A 21894-nucleotide genomic window follows, 5' to 3' on the forward strand; every position below is an offset into this window, starting at 1 on the left:
CTAAAAGGTATTCCTGATATGTATATATTATACCTTAATCCTGCATTAGGCATATATTTGCCTGCCTTGACGGGTATACAGCGCATACTTCTCGATCGCCTGTGCACGGGTGGATACCCCGAGCTTCACGTAGATTTTACGAAGGTAATTGTCAATCGAGCGGCGGCTCACCTGAATTTCCATGGCGATTTTGTCGTATGTAATGCCCTGGACAATCCGTTCCATTATAAAAGCCTCCGTCTCGGAGAGCTGGAGTCCGCCTTCGTTCATTGCAGAGGCCGTTAATGGCCAGATGCCTTGCCTTACCCAGTCGAGCGGCAGCGAGGCAACGCCTTCCCGGAGTCCGGTAATCATATGTATGAGCTGAAATGTGGATGCCTGCTTGGACAACAGGCCGCTTGCCCCGCGGCTGATCAAGGATTGCAGTAAAGGAAGGCCATCATTGTCAGTCATAATGACGACATGGGTCTTCGGGGACAGCTGCTTCATCTGCTCCAATACGGCTTCCGAGGTATGTTCCGACAAATGATAATCCAATAGTACCAAGTCAGGAAGCAAATCCCCGACCATGCGAAGCCCTTCTGAATCCGAGGATGTCATTCCCTCAACGAGCAGATCCTGCTGCTCTTCCAAAATCAATTTTGTTCCCAGCATGCTTGTAGGTTGACTGCCGACGATAACTACCCGCCAAACCTGATTCATTTTCTAATAGACCTCCTGTATCAACAAACTTGAATCTCTAGTATCTCTATTAAGTAAGCGCCGTCAATTTCTTACATAACCGGTATTGCGAATCTTCGTTGTTTGCAGATATGGATAGACGCAATTTAGAGCCGTTATACGTATAGAAAATAGGTTAATTAATCCTATAGGCGCAGGGCCTTTGACGGTATGCATGGCGAATGTCTTATATGTATCCTATTTGATAATCAAATCTATACAGATTGTATCCCACTCTATCTTTCTAGGCAATCTATTTTTCATAAAAACAAGTGCTATTGGTTCGTCTTTGCGAAAGTAATTCTGACATGTTAGAATGAAATTTGGAAAAAATGATAGTTTTTGAGGGGTGATGAAATGCCAATGTTGGAGCAGGAACACAATACCCCCTATAAATCCCGTGAGGAAGTGCAGCAAAAGGGGCCATCCACCAAATGGTTCTGGGTATTTTGGATTGTTCTCATCGGGCTGGGTACCACCGCAGCCTACCTATATAGCAATCACTTGAAGGAGCAAGTTGTGGTGCAGCTGCAGCAGGATACGCGCCAGGAAATGGCGTCATTCAAAGCAGAGTACGACCAAAGGTTTAACGAGCTGGTTCAGGAAATGGACGAAATGCAGAGCAAGGTTCAGTCGTTTAATGAGCTGCTGACCTTTACCAAGGATCAGGCTAGCGGCAAAACGGACAACAGCAACAAGCTGTACAGTCAACTAAGCCAAGTTGAGAAACAGCTGAAAGAGCTGGAACGCAAGATGGAGCTGCTGAAGTGAGAAAACTGAAGTATATCCGTCCCAAGCAGTTAAACCGTACGTTTATGCTGGCCATTGCTCCTTTTATCGGAATGCTGCTGTGTATGTGGTTAATCACGGAACCGCCGCGTCTGTCGCACGACACCGCCGAGTACATACCATCCGGCAGCATATCGGAACAATCAGCCGCGATCAAACAGGATTTGGATCAAGCCGCCGTCTCTGCGGAACAGACGATATCCTCCATTGAAAAAACGGCCAAGCTCTATCGGCAGACGACGGCCACAGTGGGAACCATTCTGCAAACAGCGGAATCGCAAGCCGCGCGCCCGGAGCAAATCTATAATCGAAGGATCACAACCAAGTTGGGTGTCCCTATTGAAACGGTCAACAGTGACCGGATTCGAATCGAGTTGTACAAGATCAATCCGGGCACCTATCACGGCTATGCGATGAAGGTCAAACTGAAGGATCCTTCCGCGATGAAGATGTCACTTGGCAGCGAAAGCGGCAGACCCGGGTCCGTCGAAACCACCATGCGTGCCGTAAGCCGGCATGGTGCGGTCGCGGGAATTAATGCCGGTGGATACGCTGACGGGAATGGGGGCAGACATCCACTGAGCACGACCTATTATGATGGCAAATACGTCTCGGGGTTTCAACCGAGCTTTAAGGATCTTGCCTTTGTCGGCATGAGCAAATCCGGCAAGCTGATCGGTGGCAAGTTCTACAGCCAGAGCGAGCTTGACCGGCTCGATCCCATGTTCGGTGCTACCTTTGTCCCCGTGCTGCTCCAAAATGGCAGCAAAACGACAATTCCCGACAAATGGAGAACGACCCCCGGCCGGGCACCGCGTACCGTCATCGGCAACTACAAGGACGATCAGCTGCTCATCCTGGTTACCGAAGGATATGATGAGAAAGGCAAATCGGGAGCCACGCTGCAAGAGCTGCAAAACAAGCTTAAAAAGCTGGGCGTGATCGATGCTTATAATCTGGATGGCGGCGGGTCCGCATCCCTAATCCTAAACGGCCGCGTCGTGAACAAACCATCGGACGGAAGTCTGCGTCCGGTACCTACGCACTTCTTATTTTTCAAATAATGGAGCCGGCTTGATATTCTCATTTATTTTTTTGCCCAAGGTGGTTATAATAAAGAGTAGCTTAGCAGGAGGTGGCAAGGATGTCTTTCTCATTAACATTTTGGATCGTCATGCTCGTATTCGCCCTTTATATGGTTGGCATTTGGACCGCGTCATACAATGATGATAAAACCAAAGGCCTGTAAGGCGTCTCCCTCGTATATCGGGGGAGTTTTATTTTTTCAGGGGACAAAAAAGGCATCGCTCATAAGCGATGCGCAGAAGGTAATTCATTTGAGGTACTAGGCATGTTTCGGAAGCTGCTGCATTTCGGACATGCATTGTGAACAGATATAGCGCTCTTTAAACTCGCTTACTCCGTCCATAGAACCACAGAAGACGCATTTCGGACGATAGCGTTCCAATATAATATGGTCCCCCTGTACAAGAATTTCTACGGGATCCCCCTCGTTCATTTGATATCTCTTGCGTAGAGACTTAGGCAGAACGATTCTCCCCAGCTGATCCACTTTACGAACAACACCAGCAGGTTTCATAACGATTGTACACCTCTTTCATTTTCAACAAGTGATTTCTGACACCACAGTTCAGAACTGATAACAAGGGCCTAGTATAATAGTTCGATGAAAAGTTGTCGAATCCTGCTGGAAATTAAGAATTTCTTAGTTTTTTTCAATATCAACTAGGTATACTGGATGATATTCCCCAAAAAACTCAAAGTTTTGCAGAACTTATTCCATGCCCGGGAAATCCAATTGACGCAGTGCTTCATATACCATAATCGCTGCAGAATTGGATAAATTCAAAGAACGCACCTTATCCGTCATCGGCATGCGAATACAATGGTCGCTATTCGCGGCCAATAGCTCCGGGGGCAATCCCTTGGTTTCTTTGCCAAACACCAGAAAATCCCCGTCTTGATAATCAATGTCCATATAACGCTTGGTTGCCTTCGTCGTGGCGTAGAAATAGCGTCCTTCCGGATAGAGTGCCTGCAGCTCCTCAAAGGAATCATGATATTCAATATGTACGGCATACCAGTAATCCAGCCCGGCCCGTTTCAAGGTTTTGTCATCTGTATTAAAGCCGAGCGGACGGACCAAGTGCAGATGTGTGCCGGTTGCGGCGCAAGTTCTGGCGATATTGCCCGTATTGGCTGGAATTTCCGGTTCGACTAGTACGATGTGTAATGCCATGTTGATAAGTCCACCTTTTCTTCTGTTTTATTTTTATTATAACCGATTCCTTCCCGATTTCCCGGGATATCCAGAAATAACCTTCCGCGTAAATCGGCGGAAGGTTATCATGGTGTAATCTTGTATGATATTAGCTGTGACTGTTCTTAAACTGCTGCATGAATTCTACGAGCGCCTGAGCGCTCTCGTACGGAACGGCGTTATAGACCGAAGCGCGCAAACCGCCGACGCTGCGATGACCCTTCAGGCCGACAAAGCCTGCTTGCTCCGAAGCCTTCACGAATTCCTTCTCCAGCTCCTCGGAGGCAAGACGGAAGGTAATGTTCATATCGGAACGCACCTCTGCATTCACGCAGCCGCGGTAGAAGCCTTCGCTGTGATCGATGGCATCGTAGATGAGTGCGGCTTTCTTGCGGTTCATCTCTTGAACGCCTTGCAGGCCGCCCTTCTCCTCAATCCACTTCAGCACTTCGTTGATCATATAGATGCCGAATGACGGCGGCGTATTGTACAGCGAGTTATTTTTCAAATACGTATTGTAACGGAGCATAGTCGGCAGATGTTTAGGAGAATCTGTAATCATATCCTCTCTAACGATCACAACCGCAACGCCGGACGGCCCCAGGTTCTTCTGGGCACCCGCATAAACCATGGCGAATTGGTTCAAATCGAACGGACGGCTGAGAATATCGCTCGACATATCACAGATAAGCGGCACCGAGCCGGTATCCGGGAATTCCTTAAACTGCGTACCTTCAATCGTTTCATTGGACGTAAGATGGAGATAAGCTGCACGATCCGACAGCTGGATGTCCTTAAGGCTAGGCAGAGCCATGTACTTGCTCTCCTCGGAAGAGGCCGCCACATGAGTTTCGCCGATCAGCTTGGCTTCTTTAATCGCCTTGTCAGACCAGCTTCCCGTCATTACATAGTTCGCAACCTGGTCTTGTCCCAGGAAGTTCATCGGAATCATCGCAAATTGTGTGCTTGCACCGCCCTGGATGAACAACACCTTGTAGCCGGATGGATTCCCCAGCAGGGACAGCAGGCGCTCCTGCGCTTCGTTATGAACGGCTTCATACACAGCACCGCGATGCGACATTTCCATGATCGACATGCCGGTATCCCCGTAATTGACGAATTCGGCCTGGGCGCGCTCCAACACTTCAAGCGGCAATGCAGCAGGTCCTGCGTTAAAATTGTATGCTCTCTTGCTCAAAAGACTCTCCACCCTTTCTCTACTATGAATGCTAATTAACGCTAATCATAGCAACAATCCCATAGACCTTCAAGTGTAATTATTCACATTAAATTGTCCGGCTACCAACAGAAGAATTGATACTTTCTGCTCCAGGTTCTCTTTTCTCCGGGAGCCAGGCTCAGTTGAATAAACACTTCCGGCGAGATGACATGGCCCATCCCCCACAGAGCCATATACGCAACCGGAAAATCACTGATCTCCCTTACTCCCGCCCTGCTGGCAGTGTGTGTTAGCTCCCATGAATAAGGAAACTCGCTGCCGTTAAAGCCTTGTATTCTTCCGTAAAAAGGCTTGTTCGGTCTGGCGTTCCAGCCTATCTCGCAATCCTGAACGGATAGCAGATCCGATGTATAATCCGATTCGACCTCCGTAAAACGGACAGGAACCGGTAACTTCAGCTTATACTCTGGTCCTACCAGCTCCTCGTTAATCCCTATGAAATTATGAATATACTCCTCCGTATCGATCCTCTGGCTTCCTTCATTGCAGAGCTCATAATCTATCGTCATTGCCGTGTCCTGAATCGAGATTTTCTTAACGAGCTTTGCCGCATACCCCTTGACGTTCTTAGGATGAATCGTATAGGAAATGCTCACATCATCCGAAGTGATATCCACATCGAACGGTTCCACCGGATACGTATACTGAAAGTGATACGGGTCCTCGCTGACCCGTTTAAGAAGCCCTACCCCTAATTTAGGAAACCACCCTCCTACTTCGGCCTCTGCATACCCCATCCCCTCATGCAGTCCAAACTCGTTACACAATCCAGACCCGCCCTGAGCGTTAAAACCCTCCGCAAACTCGTGTACACAGAATGTGTGACCGCTCTTGGTTAATTTGACCTGGGTAATGAAACCGGTCCGGTCAAAACGCGTGCCTTGATAACGGCCGATTTCCGCAATATCAACTTCCAATTGTCCGTTTGCTAATTGATGTCCCAAAACAATCGCTCCATTCATGATGAAGAAGCCCCGGCCGAATTGCCTGCCAGGGCTTCCGAAATATTGTATGCTCGTGTGTCAGGCAAGCTCGACAAGAATCCGTTGACACTCGTCATCGGATAACGCGGACAGCAAGCTGCGATCCAATTCGGCAGACTCCTGCTTCTGACTGCGCAGCTGAATCTTCTCGCCGTTCAGCGTAACCGATTGAATCGTATAGCTTCCGTAATCCAGCCGCTTCGGATTGCTGTATGCAATCTGAAGCTCTTTACCCGCAAACCGCGTATGCACAACGGCAGTGCCGTCGGCTCCGAACTGCGAAGGCCTGAGCTTGGGCTCCAGGAGCAGATGTCCCAGATTTCCTTTTACTCCAAAAACCTCGGTCAGCATGGTCAGCAAGAGCCAGCTTGCCGACCCCGTAAGATAGGGATACATCCCTCTCCCTTTCTCGTTGATGTACTCGGGAATACCCGGATACATGCGGCTGCGTTCAAAGTCATTGCTTAAATCGTAAATCGATTGCAGTACCTCGTATCCCTCTCGGACAAAACCTCTCTTATAGAGAGCGTTAGCGTACATGACGCTCATATGACTGAACATAGCTCCATTCTCTTTATGGCCGAATGCGAACCCGAATGCCCTCCCGAGATTTTGCTGAATCTCGCCAAAGTTCGAATTCAGGCGATAGCCGATGCTCGGATCTTTTAAATACCGATCAACTGCCTTCGTTATTTGCCCTACCTGTTCATTGTCCGCTATTCCGCCCATAGTAGCAAAGACCTGACCAGTGAGCGTCATCCGGACGCCAAGGGGATGATCACCTTCCACGCGCTCTCCATCGTTATTGTAGTAACCGTTAAACCACGAATATCCTTCTTGGCTCGTCATCCATTCTTTGTCGCGCAAATGCCCGATGATCCAGTCGGCTTTCCGTTTCAAATCCTGCACAACATCCGCCACGCTAAACTTTCGTTTGTTTCCGGTCACGGAGACTTTAACAGACTCATAATACTGATCAAGCAGCCCCAGCTTCGCCTGCACATCGTCGTATGAGACGGGAGCCGTTAGCGAATCGAGCAGCACGGCCATTTCCTCTGCTATTTCAATTAACTCCACGCCTTCGCTGTCCCGCCATGCCAGCAGCAGATCGCCAAGCTGCATCAAATTGCTTGCATAGAACGCAGTAAAGGCTACGCTCTCGCCTCGATCCGGGGCAAGATCAAGACCATCATTCCAATCTGCCCCCTCAAGCTTGATGTTATTGTGCTCCCCTACATTAAAGAACGGAACCAGATTCTGCAGCAGCATATGCTCCAGTATCGTACCTTCATATATCTCACCGTCCACGGTTAAGAGCTTATTCCCGTGCTCAGGCAGCCATCCGATGTCCTTCTCCTGGCAGCGTTTCACGAATACATCGCGGAAATAGGTCTGCGGCTGCTGCAGGAAATCCAAATCCCCGCTCTGATCCATATAAAGCAGCGTGGTCATGAATGGCCAAGCACCGTGATCCATCCACACGCGCGGTATGTTGTTCCGGTCAGCGATGAACTCACCGGGCTTTGTCCCGATAATCGTTGCATTGCTTCCGTCAATCCGTACACCCGCATAATTATTAAGCAGCAGATACCGGACCTCGGACGGTTCCATGATCATTAATGCCAGGCAGTCCTGCCATAGGTCACGCCATCCACGTCCCCCACGGCCATAGTCATGATAAGGAAGGAATGAATTGCCATAAAGACGTCTCAATATCGGCTGCAAGGTTACCCATTTCATCCACAGGTCCTGCTGCTGATCACCGGTCTGGAAGGATACGGCATTCAGTTTATCATTCCAATAGGCTTCATTCTGCGCAAGCAGCTCATCAAATCGTCTCTCCGATAAATACGTTTCGGACAGCCTTTCAGTGTCTGCGCGATCCTCCGAAATAACCATTGCCATGACAAAGACCTTGGATTCACCCGGCTGCAAATGAACCTCCGCAAACCGCAGACCTCCTATAGCCTCGTACCCTTCCACGGAGTCTCCTGCCTGTGCGCCTTCTGGCTTATTGGCAATGACCGCCTCAGGCCAATCGAGCGCGCCGCCTTCCCCAATAAATTCTTCAAGCACCGGAAAATAACCGATCGGCTCCGCACCGTCCGCTTCCGCACCCAGCACACTGTAGGATACGTGATTGATACGGTGACCCCGCTCGTCAAATGAGAGAGCAGGCTGCACCTCGATCCCTTTACGATGGACAAAGATCCGGTGAAGAAGGGATGTCACATGGCGATGGTCCCGCAGGTCGTCTGCCGAACGGCCATACAGCGGGATCGCCGCGGTAGGGGTCAGTTTTAGCGTCTGCTCACCTACGTTGATCAGCTTCACTTTCATTAATTCGACCTGGTCATCCGTTACCGGAACGAAACTCGTTACTTCCGCTTGCAGTCCGGCCTCCCCATTAATCCTCGTCAGCTTATGCCATAAAAACCCGGCTTCCAACTGGCTTTCTTCTTCCTCGTTCATGAACCGGCTTGCATTCTGCTTGGCTGAATTGCCGGTTACGGACCATGCGCCATGCCCGTCAACATGCACCCAAAAGTTACGCGCGGACTTGGAATTGTGAAGATCCTCCACCGAAACGGGCGGCATGAAAAACGTATTATGACTGCTGGTCATTTCACCGTGAAGATTCGGCGTGACGGCCGACATCATGCCGGCCTCATTCACTAAAGGAAAATATAAATAGTTATGATGTTCGGGATGACTTATCTTAAAGACACCCTGCTTCCCCTCAAACTTCCATCCTGTTGATTTCATATCGCGATTTCTCCCCCTCTATGCCTTAGGTTTTGACGGCTCCCGCCAGCGCCCCGTCCACCAGATATTTCTGTATGAACGTGTACAGAATGATCAATGGTGCGGCTACGATCGTAATTCCGCATGCAAGCAGCGGCCAGTTATTCCCGTATTGCCCCCTGAATTCCTTCAGGCCGAACGTAATGGGATAATTGGACGGACTCGGGAGATACATGATCGGGCCGACAAAATCATTCCAAATTCCGATCGCGGTCAGAATGACGCCCGTTGCGATAACCGGCTTCATCAGCGGCAGAATGATCTGGAACAGGTAACGGATATAACCGGAACCATCCATTCCTGCGGCCTCATCCAAATCGCGGCTAATCGACTTGATGTAGCCGACAAACATCATGAACACAACGCCCGTTCCCGTCGTTTTCAGCAAGATATAACCGAGCTTGGTATCATACCCGAAGAACGATACGCTCTCCTTGAAGGACAGCATGAGTTTATACTGGGCCACCATCGGATTCGGAAGAAACTGGGACAGCAAAAAGAACATATAAATAAAGCCGCTCCACATCACATATCCGCGCGCTACCGGAAACGCCGCAAACAACGACACAATGATGGTCAGCAGCGTCGCCGCTACCGTATATATCAAGCTGTTCGCAAAATAACCGGCGAAATTGCCTTCAGACCATGCTTGCGTATAATTGCCCCATTCCATGTTCTGAACGATTCCGATCGGGTTGAGCAGATACTCGTTGAAGGATTTGAGCGATACATTGAATACAAGCAGCAGCGGAACGACATACAGAATCAGCAGCAAACCTACGACGGCGTAAGAAAGAATTTGCGTGGTTTTGGAATTTCGCATCAATACTCCACCTCTCTCTTACGCGTCTGTCTGACCGCCACCACAACAAAGAGGAGAATAATCAGGAACTGAACAACGGATAACGCTGAAGGAAGGCCCATTTCCAAACTTCCCCGGAATGTCTCTTTGTACACGTCATACGCCATCGTCCTTGTATTGAAGCGACCGTCCGTTGTCGCCAAAATGATATCAAAGGTCGACATGGCGCCAATGATGGATAACAGCATATTCACGGTGAAGGACGGTGCGATCAGGGGGAAGGTAATGTGACGGAAAGACTGCCACTTGTTGGTCCCGTCAATATGCCCCGCCTCGTATAAATCTTTAGGGACCGATTGGAGCCCGGCCAGAAAGATCAGCATGGAATAGCCCATGTACATCCAAATCTGGACGAAGATAATATAGCCGAACGCATGAGTAAAGCTCCCGAAGAACATGTCCTGATAGCCGAAGAGCGCGTCGTAAAGGCGATTAACCGGTCCGTTTAACGGATCGAACATCATCCCCCAGATCAGAGCGACGACGGCTACGCCCAGAACTACCGGCAGGAAGAATACGGCACGATAGAAGTAATCGCCTTTCAGGCGCTGGTTAATGATGACGGCGATAAACAGAGCGACCCCGTTCTGCACGATCGTAACAACGAACATAAAGATCAGGGTGTTTACGATGGAACGCCACCGTTCTCCTGAGTTCCCCGAGAAAAATAATTCCTTATAATTATCCAGCCCGACAAATTGGTACGTGCTGCCCGGGAGGTTCTTGACATCGGTAAAGGAATAAATGACCGTCAGGATCGATGGTCCAAAATAAAAGACGATGTAAAGCGCCATCGGTATCAGCAGCAGCAATAAGGGGATGAATCGGTTAAATCCTTTTCCAAATGGATACATCTCTCTCACCTCGCAAATCCCATTTCAATAAATGTCGGGGCCTGCTGCACAGACCCCGACTACAGTATGGTTCATTCTATATAGGTCTCTTTATAATAGAAGAAGCTTTATTTTGGAGCGGCAGCTTCCCATTCTTTTTGTTGAATGTCAGCCAGCTCTTTTGCTGTTTTGTATGGGCCGCCCGGTGCCAGGAATTCCGTATGAACGCCTTCTGCAGCCAGATGCTCGCCAATATTTTGACGGTTAATCATCATGATTTCGTACGCCAATTCGAACTCTCCGAGATATGGAGTCAATTCATTGTCAATAAAGTCGCTCTCCGTCTGAATGTTATCCTGTGTCGGGATGAAGCCGGCAGCTTTCACGAAAGTTGTGTAATTTTCCGGCTCGGAGAAGAACTCAAGCCATTTTAGAGCCCCTTCCTTGTTCGGTCCCTTCTCGGCAGCATACCAGGTTACGTCATACTTGCCGACAAAGGAGGCATTCTTGGCTGCATCTTCCGTAGCCGGAAGCGGGAAGTAACCGAATTTCAGCTCCGGATTCGCTGCTGCGACGGTTGGAGCATCCCAAGAGCCATCAGCCAGCATCGCTGCTTTTCCTGTGGCAAAATAGGAAGGCGCCGTTGCGTAATCAATCCCCATGAATCCGTCAATCATGTAATTGTCTTGAAGCGTCTTCATTTTTTCCAATACTTCAATTGCCTCTTCATCGTTGTAAGCCGTCTCGCCTTTCCAAACGCCTTCAATCCATTTCTGCTGATCTCCGCCGCCCAGAATTTTAGCTTGCAGGGCGAAAACAGGAAGTTTCAATGGCCATACGTCTTTACCAGCAACAACAATCGGGGTAATGCCCTTGGCTTTCAGGTCATCGTTCAGCTTGATGAACTCCGACCATGTTTTCGGTACGCTCAATCCATTCTGTTCGAAGATTTCCTTATTGTAGAACAGGCCGGACATCGCAACCTTGCCCGTTGGGATAGCATACACTTTATCGTTATAAGTTCCGGCTTTTTCGATATCGTTAGCATTATAATTCTTAATGAAGGCTTGGTCGGACAAATCGGCGATCAAGCCTGTATCGATCCACTGCTGCCAATCAGGCACTTTCGCACCCGGTGTCCATTCCTGCGGGGAGAGTCTCATACCCGATAAATCAGCCAAAACGTCGACGTCATTAGCGGTAATTCTCGCTCTCTGCGCCTGTTTGTATTCGTCATCAGGACCCGTAGTGGTATACTCGATCTTATACTCGGGATATTTCTCTTCAAATTTCTTGTTGATCTCTTCAACCGCTTTATTGATGTTATCTTGTTTCCAGTGTAAAATTTTGATGACCTTTTTATCACCTTTCGCAGGTGTACCTTTATCGGCCGAATCGCTGCTTCCGCAAGCCGCTAGCGAGAAAGTCAGAGCACCCGCCAAAAGTATTGCTGATAATTTCTTAATCATTTCTTTACCCCCTGAAATTAAAGTGCAATTCATTATGAAACCGGATTCATCATTTTCGCCTTTTCTCGCACAGTACAATCTTGATGTTACGAAACATTCATTATAAATTTTCGTAATTTAGCGAAATATACCGAAAGCGGTTTCGCAAGGCCTATTATTACTCATAATTTTTTGTTTGTCAAAGCTTTTTTTCTCTTTGTCGCAATATTTCATTATTGAACATATTTCAGTATAATTCCTTTCTATCACTAGCATTGCGGCTATTCTCTTCATTGACTTACCTAGGTAAAGCAGATACACTAATTTACGAAACAGTTTCGGATATGTGCTGTATACGTTGCAACCGGATTGGTTAATACTGATCACAATGGTAGGATCGATCGACATATTTTCCGCTATCACTCTATCGGATCGTATAAAATCGTGTTCTTAAACAACATATTTCGAGCAGAAAACATGTATAGAACGGCTCTTTCTCTCCTCAACCTTACACATACAGATCATTGGCAATCATGATTAACGAAAACTTACGAAAATTATGAAGTGACATCATAAACAGAATAAGGGGCGTTTCGCATGGCGTTAAACATTAAAACAATCGCTAAAATGGCCGGGGTATCCGTATCCACCGTCTCCAAGATTATCAACAACTACAGTGATGTGTCCGAGGAAACCAAAGCACGGGTGTTGGAAATTATGAAAGAGACGGGATACACCCCTTCGAACTCCGCGAAAACATTAGCAACCAAAAAATCCAATTTAATCGGCATCATATTTGCGGGAAAGCTGAATGTCGATTTTACCCATCCTTTTTTTGTTGAAGTTCTCAATTCCTTTAAGAAACAAATGGGGGTGCTCGGTTACGATCTGCTGTTTTTTTCGAATGAGAAATTCCAAGGGGATGACGCCGACTACCTCGGCCGATGCCGTCATTATCAGGTGGATGGCTGTGTCATTATATCCGGCGAGGAAATCGAGCCCTCCATTAAGGAGCTTGATGAGAGCGACATTCCGTGTATCGGGGTCGATATAGAACTGTTCGGCGAAATGTCGGGGCATATCATGTCCGATAATTACAAAATGTCCTCAAAGGTCGTGGAGCATTTCTATCTTCAAGGCCTCAGAGACTTGGGGTTCATCGGAGGCAGCAAGGAGTCTGAAATCTCCAACATGCGTGAGGCCGGTTATCGTAACGCCATGGAAAGCTTCGGGCTTCCGGCCCGTGCGGAATGGTTCCTGAACGGTGAAGATTTTCATGAGGCAAGCGGATATAAAGCCATGACGCGGCTGATTCAAGCGGGTTCTCTCCCCCGCGCGATCTTTGCAGCCTCCGACCAGATTGCGATTGGAGCCATCCAAGCGCTTCAGGAACACGGCCTGAATGTCCCTGACGATGTATCGATCATCGGTTGCGACGATATTGAAGCGTGCAAATATACAACTCCCAAATTAACGACGATTCGGCAAAATAAAGAGAAAATCGGCCGCCTGGCAGCGCTCATGCTCTACGACCTTATCCATAAGCAATCACCGGTGAGCTCCTTCGTCGTCGAGCCTGAGCTCATCGTCCGTGAATCTTGCGGAAGCAATACGCATAACTATGGTTACTTTTGAGAGTAAAGCTTTAGTGACGGGTATGTTTTAGCTAAGAGCAGCGCTAGTAATGCATGCCTTTGAAAATAGCCCTTGATCTCATTTGGCATGGTAATCCGCACCTAAAACCTAAACCTAGCGAGACTTATATGTGTACAAAAAAAAGCCCCGGGCATCATGCCCGGGGCTTTTTAACGTTGTTTATTACAGATCGTAGTACAAGGAGTACTCGTGCGGATGAACGCGGATATTAACCGCTTTGGCTTCGGCACGCTTGAACTCGATGAAGTTCTCGAGGAATTCCTTCGTAAATACGCCGCCTTCTGTCAAGAACTCATAGTCTGCTTGAAGTGCATCCAAAGCTTCATCCAGGGAACCTGGTACGCTGCGGATTTCTTTCTTCTCGGCGTCAGACAATTCATAGATGTTTTTATCGAATGGTCCATATCCGAGTGCGGTTGGATCGATTTTGCGCTTGATACCGTCCAAGCCAGCCATCAGCATAGCGGAGAATGCAAGGTAAGGGTTCGCCGTGGAATCCGGTGTACGGAACTCGATGCGGCAGCCTTTAGGTGTTACCGCTGCAACCGGAATCCGCACTGCGGCAGAACGGTTGCCCTTCGAGAATACGAGGTTAACCGGCGCTTCATAGCCTGGTACCAGACGTTTGAAGGAGTTGGTGCTCGGATTCGTCAAAGCGATCAATGCAGGCGCATGGTACAGAATACCGCCGATATAGTGGATCGCTGTTTCGCTCAGGTTCGCATAAGCGCCTTTCTCGTAGAACAATGGGGTGTCGCCATCGAAAATGGATTGGTGAACGTGCATGCCGCTTCCGTTATCCCCAAACAATGGCTTCGGCATGAACGTAGCGGTTTTGCCATATTGGCGCGCTGTGTTATGCACGATATATTTATAGATCAACAAATTGTCAGCTGTTTTTTTCAATGTATCGAAACGGAAGTTGATTTCCGCTTGGCCGGCAGTTGCTACTTCATGGTGGTGACGCTCAACGCGAAGTCCTGCTTCATCAAGCAAACGACACATTTCGCTGCGGATGTCTTGCTGCGTATCCACAGGCGCTACTGGAACATATCCGCCCTTAACGCCAACTTTGAAGCCAAGGTTGCCGCCTTCTTCCTTACGGTTCGTATTCCAATGCGCTTCCTCGGAGTCTACGAAATAGCTGGAGCTGTTCATGGAGCTTTCATAGCGAACTTCATCAAACAGGAAGAACTCGGATTCCGGTGCAAAGAATGCCGCTGTTCCGATACCTGCCTCCTGAAGGTATTGCTCGGCACGAGCTGCGATACCGCGCGGGTCACGCTCGTAAGCATCCCCTTCCGGAGTATAGATGTTGCTCATAATGTTAAGCGTAGGATGTGCTGTAAACGGATCGATATAGCAAGACTCCGGATCAGGCATCATAACCATATCCGATTCTTCAATGCCGCGGAATCCTGGAATAGAAGATCCATCAAATGCTACCCCGTTCACGAATGTTTCTTCGTCTACTTCTGAAGCCGGCAAGCTAATATGATGAACCCGTCCCGACAAGTCTACAAAACGAAAATCGACCCACTCAATATTGTTCTCTTTAATGGTTTGCAATACTTTCTCTACCGACATGTCTCTTCCTCCCAATTTCCGAACATTAAGACTTAAACAGCTTAACAATGTTCATAATCTTTCGATTTCTTTTCGTCATTATATGCCGGGAGATAACCTGACGTCAATACCTATGTAAGGTATTTTTGAAAACAATGTTAACTTATATGACATGAGAAACCAGTTAATGTAAACTCAGAAAAAAGACACCTGCAAGCTCTTTGCAGGTGTCTTCTCAATTAGATTTAAGGAAATGGTGAACCTTGACCAGGTTCTTAACGCGATCCCTGTGGTTGCAGCGTCACTGCTCAAATGCTATACGCGCGCAAATTCAGAAGCAGGCGCTTTGGCAGTCGCAAAGCTTTTGCCTACCAATGGGGCCAGCTGCTCCAAGTCTTTAAGCAGTGCGGCGAATTGATCCGGGAACAGGGATTGAACCCCGTCACCTGTCATGGAATTATCCGGGTCTGTATGCATCTCAATAATAAGGCCGTCTGCTCCGGCCGCCACGGATGCCTTGGACATCGGTTCGACAAGCTCGCGTCGTCCCGTTCCATGACTCGGATCAGAGATGACCGGAAGATGACTCAACCCTTGTAAAACAGGGATGGCAGATAAATCCAGCGTATTGCGGGTGTAAGTTTCGAATGTTCGGATTCCACGTTCACAGAGCATGACATTCGGATTGCCGCCGGCAAGAATGTACTCCGCTGCATTCAGGAATTCATCATAGGTTGCACTGAAACCTCTTTTCAGCAAAACCGGCTTGCCGCAGGTGCCCAGTTTCCGAAGCAGATCGAAATTTTGCATATTGCGGGTACCAACTTGCAGGATATCGGCGTACTCCGCACATATATCCACGTATTCAGGCGTCATAACCTCCGTAATCGTCAACAGGCCGTGTTTTTGCCCGGCTTCCGCCATCATGATCAAACCTTCGACGCCAACGCCCTGGAAGCTGTATGGACCCGTGCGAGGCTTAAATGCGCCACCTCTAAGCACTTGTCCGCCTGCTGCCTTAACCAGCTGTGCAATCTCGTCAATCTGCTGCGGCGATTCCACGGCGCATGGACCACCCATAACGACCAGATTGCCGCCGCCAATCTTGGTGCCTTTAATATCAATGACGGTATCATCCGGATGGAAATCACGACTCGCAAGCTTGTAGGACTTGGAGATTTTAACTACATTCTCTACGCCCTTCATTTGGCGAAGATGCTCCGCAAGCTTCGGGTTTACGCTGCCGATCAGCCCGATCACGGTACGATCCGCTCCCTTGGATACATGAGCCTGGAGTCCTTCCTTCTCAATCTCGCTTACAATATACTGAACTTGTTCCTCTGATATTTGATTGGATGTAATAACGATCATAATAAAACCTTCTTTCTGAATATATTCCATTTTATTGTTGGATAGTCACTTTCGCGCTTGTTCGCTTTTAAGCTTTTATGCTTTTAACCGATAAAGTAAATATACAAAAAATATCTCCCCTCGTCAAGCCCATTCTTGAAGCCTGAACGATCGGGAGATATAAATCATCTGTTACATCAATGTTTTGCTGCGTCCTTCCGCTACGGTTCGCTTCACGAGGGGGATCACAATTCTTACCGTCGTCCCAATACCGGCACGGCTGAATAATGTAACCCCGTATTCGCTGCCATAGTGAAGTTTGATTCGTTGATCCACATTCCGAATGCCATATCCGGCATTGGTTAGATCCTGTCCGCCTGTATTGTCCAGAACTCTGCCGGGCGGGAACCCGACGCCATTATCGATAATTTTAAATTCCAGAACATCTTCCAGCACTCTGGCGGTAATTCGAACATGTATATAATCCCCGGTCCAGGCATGCTCCAGCACATTCTCGATAAACGGCTGCAAAATCAGTTTCACGGTTTCATACCGGACCACTTCCGGCTCAAAATCATAAGTAACCTGCATGCGTTCGTCGTATTTAATCTTTTGAATATCCACATATGCCTGAGCCTGTTCCAACTCATTCTTCACAGAGATGATATTCCGTCCATCATTAAGAGACAGGCGATAAAACTTCGCTAAGTCCATCACCATGCGCTGCAGCTTATCCAGCATCCCAAACCGTGCCAGACGGCTAATGGAGGATAGGGTGTTATATAGGAAATGCGGATTAATCTGCGCATGCAGCGACTCCAGTTCCGCTTGTTTTTTCTGAAGGTCGGCCAGATACACCTCATTAATCAGCTTGCCGATATTGCTGCCCATATCATTCAGGGCTGAAGCGATATGTGTAAACTCATCATTTCCCTTGAACTGAGCCCGTTTATGAAATGCACCTTCCTGAAAAGAATCCAGAACAGAGACGATCTTGGATACGCGTAAGCTGAAGTACTTGGATATCACGATGCTGACTATAAAAAATATAGCAATGCAAATGAGGCAAATAAGCAGGGTGAGGTTCCGGATTTTCACCGTATCTTTCTCCACGATTTCTGCAGGAACGACAGCGATAAGATTCCAGCCGAGCACGGGAATCGGCTTACGAATAAGCAAGTCTCCATTATTGCGCAGCTCGTTCTCCTTAAACACGGTTGTCTGTACCCCGCCTGAAGAAAGAATGACTCTGCCTTGCGAATCCGACAAATATAACGCTGTCCCATCACCGATTTTGTTATAATCCATGCTTTCGAACATATCTTCGAGACTGACATTGATTCGCACGAATCCAATCTCCTGCAGCTGTATAGAACTGATATCGATCAGCCTGCGCAAGAGTGAAATGCGACCGTTGCCCGCATCATTTTCAACCTGCTTCCATTCCAGCGTCGATCCATAGTTTTCCTCTTGGGGATAGAGCTTGTACCAGGTCTTATCCACCAGACGCTCATACTGATATATATCAAATAAACGCGTGTTGGATTCAAGCGGATCAGAGTAACTATAATTATTATAAATTTCCCTTAACTCTTCATTCCGTAAATAAATAGACAGCCAAATCTTGGAGTTCGCTGTGTTAATCGCCGTTTCCAACTTCGGAATCAGGACATTGACCATCGTATCGTAGCTTACCCATGTACTTTCTGAATAACGCAGTCGGTTATTAAAGGACGAATCAAAGTAGAGCATGTCGGAAACGCGGACGATGTCTTCCATTTTATACGAAATATTATCACTCATTTGGTGCAGGGTACCCTGAATGTTATTATACGTTTGTTCTCTAATCGATTTGATAAATACCTGGTTCGCGATATTTCCTACAAGCAATACCGGTATTATGATGAATACACAGTAAGAAATCATTAATTTGAAGCCAAATGGTATCTTGACCCGGATACGCTCGAATTTCCCCGCCAAACCTAATCACAACCTCATTACAAGCGGTATAGTAGTATTAAGAGTGTTTACGCCTATACTCCAGTGGTGTCATTCCATACATCTCTTTGAATTGACGACTAAAATAGGGCAAATACTGGTAACCTGTTTGAGAAGCCACTTCATATATTTTAAGTTTCGTGCTGACTAATAGATCTCTGGCTCGCTCCATACGAATCTTGATGACATAATCACTAAAATTATAACCGGTTTCTTCCTTAAACAGAACACCTAGATAGTTTGGAGAAAAGGAAAAACGGTTCGCCATATCCCGGAGCGTAATATTCTCGTGAACCCGCTCTCGTATATTATCAATAATCTCCTCAACAAGACGTCCATTCTTGGACGATTTGCGAAATTTCAATTGCTCCGAAATCTCAAAAACTTTCATTCTTAACCACGAGAAAATATCGTCCATCGTTTCAAATTGCAAGAGTACATCGAGGTTTTTCAGTTCGATTCCCAGCATCCGAAACAGGTCTTCATGCATCGTATGCAAATGCGCGTCCAACTTCAATATAATGTATACTCCAAGATTTCGAACCGTAAATTTGGAGCGGATATTGGATGCAAGCAGTTGTATGGCTTCGATCTCATCGTGGATTTTGACGATCTCATAATTCGTCATAGCGGTAAATAAAGAGTCCAGCCTGATATCGAGGCTTTTGGCGTCCTCCCGGTCCTCTGTCGGCACTTCGTTATAAAGTATCCATTTCCCTTTTCCACGAAACATTTTATAGTCAAGGGCACCCTCTGCCATAACGTAGGACGGATGAAGTTCTTCAAGCCGATTCGCAGTCCCTCCCTCACCTACGGTCACGGTAAGGGGATACTCTTGGCCTAGCGCTGTCAGTAATGACTGAACCTCTTCCTTGTCTTTTGTCGTATCCATGAGTACTGCCATCCGCTGATCTGTCACCTTGCATATATGCCTGAATCCGCAACTCTCCAGCTGCTTATGCAAACTCGTGAAGTACTGCTCATTTAATCCACTCGGATTCTCGACCTCGTAATGATTGCTCCGCCAGGAGCTGACATCATCCACTTCAAGCAATATTACTCGCACGGGCCAGTTCATCTCATGAAGTTGGTATTCCCGCTTAATAATACCCAGCATGGCACCGTCATAAGGCTTCTGGAGAATTTGCAGCAGATACTGATTTTTGAGAATCGGTACCATCAGTTGATAAGCCCGTTCTGTTTCCTTGCGGTCATGGAGCCTGTCCAGCTCAATCCGAACTTTGGTCAACTCTTCAATCAGCTCTTGGTCCTCCATGGGCTTCAGCACGTAATTACAAGCGTTTAATGCGATTGCCTGTTTAACATAACTGAAATCCTGGTAACCACTCACGAAAATAACCTGTAATTCATCATGTATCTTCAGCGCTTTTTGCGCTAATTCAATACCAGTCATATTGGGCATGCGGACATCCGTCACTAGAATGTCGATATCTTCTCGTTGCAGGACTTCCCATGCTGCAAATCCGTTATTGACCGAATCAACCACGGTCATTCCAAGACTCTCCCATGGAATAAAGCTCCTCATGCCCTCTAGGTCCAATATTTCATCGTCAGCCAGCAGCACTTTATAGATGGGTATCCTCTCCCCTAAATTTCGATAAGGGTATGCTGCAGATGCAGCATACCCTTTCGGTTTACGTTATTCTACTTTTGACCCTTCATTTGAGCCAAATTTTCTTGCCATTTCGTTGTTTTGAATGCAAGAAGTTTATCATATCCAGCTGCTTGAGCATCCGCTTCTGCTTTGTCCAAGACAGCCAGTACTTCAGCATCGTCCTTCGCAAACAGCGCCTTCGCTCTAGCTTCTGTGTAGATATCTTCTACACGCTGACGGATAATACCTTCTTCGCTTTCTGGAGCCGGATCAAGATTGATGAATTCCGTTGCATTTGCTTGAGTTTTCCAAGTTATTTCATATTGCCAACGAGTTGACCAGTTACGCTCTTCTTCTGGCAATGTGCTTTCGTATTTCGCTTTTGCTGTATCAATAAATACCGTGTTTCCGTTCCACTGAAGGTTTGTTGTTTCCGCTTGCAATTTACCAAGACCCGCAGCATCCGTAACATATTTCTCAGTAAACTTAGGCGTTATACCATCTTCTTCATATCCATCCCAATATCCGCCTTCCGGTCCCCACATTAATAGGGTTTGACCTTCAGGACCTGTATACCAGTCCAGGAAAGCAAAGATCGCTTCAGGATTTTTTGCAGCTTTCGTAATAACGCTTACGTTCCAACCCAGTTGAGTATAGGTTCCCGGGAAGATTTTATTCTTGTCCAGACCTTCCTTATGAATCGGCCAGATCATGAAATAACCGGCTTCCGGATCTTTGGCAACGAGTTCCGCATGCGCGTTCATTGCATTTTCAGTCGGGCTGGAAGCTGCATATACAGCAACACGGCCTGTCATTACTTTTTCCTTGATTTGGTCAGCGGTTTGAGTCAATGCATCTTGAGAAATCAGTTTATCACGGAATAACTTCGCTGCATATTGCATCGATTCGCGATATGTTGGATCCGTAAAGATCGAAGTCAATTTATCTCCGTTAGGCACACCACGAATGGTAATCCAACGTGTCATTGCATTCTCTTTGAAAGCAGAGTACAACACATCAATCCCTTGTCCTTCAATACCTGGTTCATAAGGAACTACAGCGTTTCCGTATTTCGCCTTGACAGCTTCCAGGTATTTAGTCAAATCGTCCGTTGTTTCCAGCTTAGGCTCGCCAAGCTCTTTATAAATTTTACTGTTGACTACATAACCTGCATTACCGTTCGGTTGGCTGGTATACCAGTTAGGGAATTGATACAGCTTGCCGTCAGGGGAACGAAGCATGTTGATTCCTGCCTCACCCAACCATTCCTTCAAGTTCGGATATTTATCCAAGTAGTCATCGTAAGGTACGAGCATGCCGTTTTCTCTCAATTTTTCAACATCCGATCCCCGCTCCAGCCAAATCACATCAGGAAGCTCGTCGGAAGCAATCATCGTGTTGAATTTTTGTTGAGCATTACCTTGGGAGTTAACCGCTTTTACATCGACTTTTTTATTCTCTTTAATCCATTTCGTTGCGGCATCTTCTCCCCATGTTGGCATGGTGTACCAGTCATAGTGACCATAAAAGCTAAAATCAAGCGGTTGCTCACCCAGTACAAACTTGTCTGATGCTGCTTCTGTTGGCGGTGTGGTGGTTCCATTGTCGCTAGGAGTCGGGTTAGCTGTCTTAGTACCACCGCTGCATGCTGACAGCATTAAAGCCGCTGCTAACAACGCAGTAACCGATGTGGCCAAAGATTTTTTTCTGAGCCTCATTCTCTAATTTCCCCTTTCATAATTCCCCTT

Annotated in this window: 17 protein-coding genes; 3 read left to right on the forward strand and 14 right to left on the reverse strand. The window is 47.3% G+C overall.

Annotation, left to right across the window (positions count from 1 at the left end; translation table 11 throughout):
- Positions 1 to 45: 45 nt before the first annotated feature.
- On the reverse strand, positions 46 to 702 hold the full coding sequence (locus tag M4D81_RS22720) for a DNA-binding response regulator (protein ID WP_076324451.1): 657 nt from the start codon (positions 700 to 702) through the stop codon (positions 46 to 48).
- A gap of 381 nt (positions 703 to 1083) precedes the next feature.
- Between M4D81_RS22720 and M4D81_RS22725 the strand changes: the two genes are divergently transcribed.
- Complete coding sequence (locus tag M4D81_RS22725; protein ID WP_071218139.1) at positions 1084 to 1491, forward strand: hypothetical protein; 408 nt, start codon at positions 1084 to 1086, stop codon at positions 1489 to 1491.
- Positions 1488 to 2573: a phosphodiester glycosidase family protein gene (locus M4D81_RS22730; RefSeq protein ID WP_260068134.1), complete on the forward strand. Its 1086-nt coding sequence runs from the start codon at positions 1488 to 1490 to the stop codon at positions 2571 to 2573. Before M4D81_RS22725 ends, M4D81_RS22730 begins: the two co-directional genes overlap by 4 nt.
- Positions 2574 to 2854: 281 nt before the next feature.
- Here the strand turns inward: M4D81_RS22730 and M4D81_RS22735 are convergent, their stop codons facing one another.
- From M4D81_RS22735 to M4D81_RS22770, 8 genes are all read right to left on the reverse strand, one after another.
- Positions 2855 to 3109 (reverse strand): AbrB/MazE/SpoVT family DNA-binding domain-containing protein, encoded by a 255-nt coding sequence (locus M4D81_RS22735; RefSeq protein ID WP_009595823.1) that lies wholly within the window; start codon positions 3107 to 3109, stop codon positions 2855 to 2857.
- A 195-nt stretch (positions 3110 to 3304) separates the two neighbouring features.
- Positions 3305 to 3769, reverse strand: coding sequence for a tRNA (uridine(34)/cytosine(34)/5-carboxymethylaminomethyluridine(34)-2'-O)-methyltransferase TrmL (trmL, locus tag M4D81_RS22740; RefSeq protein WP_071217873.1), 465 nt, complete (start codon positions 3767 to 3769; stop codon positions 3305 to 3307).
- 130 nt (positions 3770 to 3899) lie between these two features.
- Complete coding sequence (gene serC, locus M4D81_RS22745; protein WP_260068135.1) at positions 3900 to 4988, reverse strand: 3-phosphoserine/phosphohydroxythreonine transaminase; 1089 nt, start codon at positions 4986 to 4988, stop codon at positions 3900 to 3902.
- 101 nt (positions 4989 to 5089) lie between these two features.
- A complete protein-coding gene (locus M4D81_RS22750; protein ID WP_260068136.1) occupies positions 5090 to 5974 on the reverse strand; it encodes a hypothetical protein in 885 nt (294 codons plus the stop codon).
- 78 nt (positions 5975 to 6052) lie between these two features.
- A complete protein-coding gene (locus tag M4D81_RS22755) occupies positions 6053 to 8779 on the reverse strand; it encodes a GH36-type glycosyl hydrolase domain-containing protein (protein ID WP_260068137.1) in 2727 nt (908 codons plus the stop codon).
- 25 nt (positions 8780 to 8804) lie between these two features.
- Positions 8805 to 9641 carry a carbohydrate ABC transporter permease gene (locus M4D81_RS22760; RefSeq protein ID WP_260068138.1) on the reverse strand — a complete coding sequence of 279 codons (837 nt, stop codon included), beginning with the start codon at positions 9639 to 9641 and terminating at the stop codon, positions 8805 to 8807.
- The gene (locus tag M4D81_RS22765) at positions 9641 to 10534 is read right to left on the reverse strand and encodes a carbohydrate ABC transporter permease (protein ID WP_071217869.1); all 894 of its coding nucleotides are present in this window, start codon (positions 10532 to 10534) and stop codon (positions 9641 to 9643) included. Before M4D81_RS22765 ends, M4D81_RS22760 begins: the two co-directional genes overlap by 1 nt.
- 107 nt (positions 10535 to 10641) lie before the next feature.
- Complete coding sequence (locus tag M4D81_RS22770; RefSeq protein ID WP_260068139.1) at positions 10642 to 11982, reverse strand: ABC transporter substrate-binding protein; 1341 nt, start codon at positions 11980 to 11982, stop codon at positions 10642 to 10644.
- A 576-nt stretch (positions 11983 to 12558) separates the two neighbouring features.
- Between M4D81_RS22770 and M4D81_RS22775 the strand changes: the two genes are divergently transcribed.
- Complete coding sequence (locus M4D81_RS22775) at positions 12559 to 13596, forward strand: LacI family DNA-binding transcriptional regulator (RefSeq protein ID WP_194544298.1); 1038 nt, start codon at positions 12559 to 12561, stop codon at positions 13594 to 13596.
- 183 nt (positions 13597 to 13779) lie between these two features.
- On the opposite strand, the gene glnA is transcribed toward M4D81_RS22775, so the two are convergent.
- The 5 genes from glnA to M4D81_RS22800 all read right to left on the reverse strand — a co-directional run bounded on the left by glnA (position 13780) and on the right by M4D81_RS22800 (position 21864).
- On the reverse strand, positions 13780 to 15204 hold the full coding sequence (glnA, locus tag M4D81_RS22780; RefSeq protein ID WP_260068140.1) for a type I glutamate--ammonia ligase: 1425 nt from the start codon (positions 15202 to 15204) through the stop codon (positions 13780 to 13782).
- A gap of 294 nt (positions 15205 to 15498) precedes the next feature.
- On the reverse strand, positions 15499 to 16554 hold the full coding sequence (gene aroF / locus M4D81_RS22785; protein ID WP_260068141.1) for a 3-deoxy-7-phosphoheptulonate synthase: 1056 nt from the start codon (positions 16552 to 16554) through the stop codon (positions 15499 to 15501).
- Between the two features lie 171 nt (positions 16555 to 16725).
- The gene (locus M4D81_RS22790; protein WP_216530870.1) at positions 16726 to 18459 is read right to left on the reverse strand and encodes a sensor histidine kinase; all 1734 of its coding nucleotides are present in this window, start codon (positions 18457 to 18459) and stop codon (positions 16726 to 16728) included.
- A 91-nt stretch (positions 18460 to 18550) separates the two neighbouring features.
- Positions 18551 to 20116 (reverse strand): helix-turn-helix domain-containing protein, encoded by a 1566-nt coding sequence (locus M4D81_RS22795; RefSeq protein ID WP_311200693.1) that lies wholly within the window; start codon positions 20114 to 20116, stop codon positions 18551 to 18553.
- 80 nt (positions 20117 to 20196) lie between these two features.
- Positions 20197 to 21864 (reverse strand): extracellular solute-binding protein, encoded by a 1668-nt coding sequence (locus M4D81_RS22800; protein ID WP_260068142.1) that lies wholly within the window; start codon positions 21862 to 21864, stop codon positions 20197 to 20199.
- Positions 21865 to 21894: the final 30 nt, after the last annotated feature.

Source organism: Paenibacillus sp. p3-SID867 (assembly GCF_025142895.1).
Taxonomy (GTDB): Bacteria; Bacillota; Bacilli; order Paenibacillales; family Paenibacillaceae; genus Paenibacillus_AQ.

What these genes read in the sequence shown, in the direction of transcription:
- M4D81_RS22720 (WP_076324451.1), bottom strand. Translation starts at nt 702, where the DNA reads ATGAATCAGGTTTGGCGGGTAGTTATCGTCGGCAGTCAACCTACAAGC.
- M4D81_RS22725 (WP_071218139.1), top strand. Translation starts at nt 1,084, where the DNA reads ATGTTGGAGCAGGAACACAATACCCCCTATAAATCCCGTGAGGAAGTG.
- M4D81_RS22735 (WP_009595823.1), bottom strand. Translation starts at nt 3,109, where the DNA reads ATGAAACCTGCTGGTGTTGTTCGTAAAGTGGATCAGCTGGGGAGAATC.
- trmL (WP_071217873.1), bottom strand. Translation starts at nt 3,769, where the DNA reads ATGGCATTACACATCGTACTAGTCGAACCGGAAATTCCAGCCAATACG.
- M4D81_RS22755 (WP_260068137.1), bottom strand. Translation starts at nt 8,779, where the DNA reads ATGAAATCAACAGGATGGAAGTTTGAGGGGAAGCAGGGTGTCTTTAAG.
- M4D81_RS22760 (WP_260068138.1), bottom strand. Translation starts at nt 9,641, where the DNA reads ATGCGAAATTCCAAAACCACGCAAATTCTTTCTTACGCCGTCGTAGGT.
- M4D81_RS22765 (WP_071217869.1), bottom strand. Translation starts at nt 10,534, where the DNA reads ATGTATCCATTTGGAAAAGGATTTAACCGATTCATCCCCTTATTGCTG.
- M4D81_RS22770 (WP_260068139.1), bottom strand. Translation starts at nt 11,982, where the DNA reads ATGATTAAGAAATTATCAGCAATACTTTTGGCGGGTGCTCTGACTTTC.
- M4D81_RS22775 (WP_194544298.1), top strand. Translation starts at nt 12,559, where the DNA reads ATGGCGTTAAACATTAAAACAATCGCTAAAATGGCCGGGGTATCCGTA.
- glnA (WP_260068140.1), bottom strand. Translation starts at nt 15,204, where the DNA reads ATGTCGGTAGAGAAAGTATTGCAAACCATTAAAGAGAACAATATTGAG.
- aroF (WP_260068141.1), bottom strand. Translation starts at nt 16,554, where the DNA reads ATGATCGTTATTACATCCAATCAAATATCAGAGGAACAAGTTCAGTAT.
- M4D81_RS22790 (WP_216530870.1), bottom strand. Translation starts at nt 18,459, where the DNA reads ATGATTTCTTACTGTGTATTCATCATAATACCGGTATTGCTTGTAGGA.
- M4D81_RS22800 (WP_260068142.1), bottom strand. Translation starts at nt 21,864, where the DNA reads ATGAGGCTCAGAAAAAAATCTTTGGCCACATCGGTTACTGCGTTGTTA.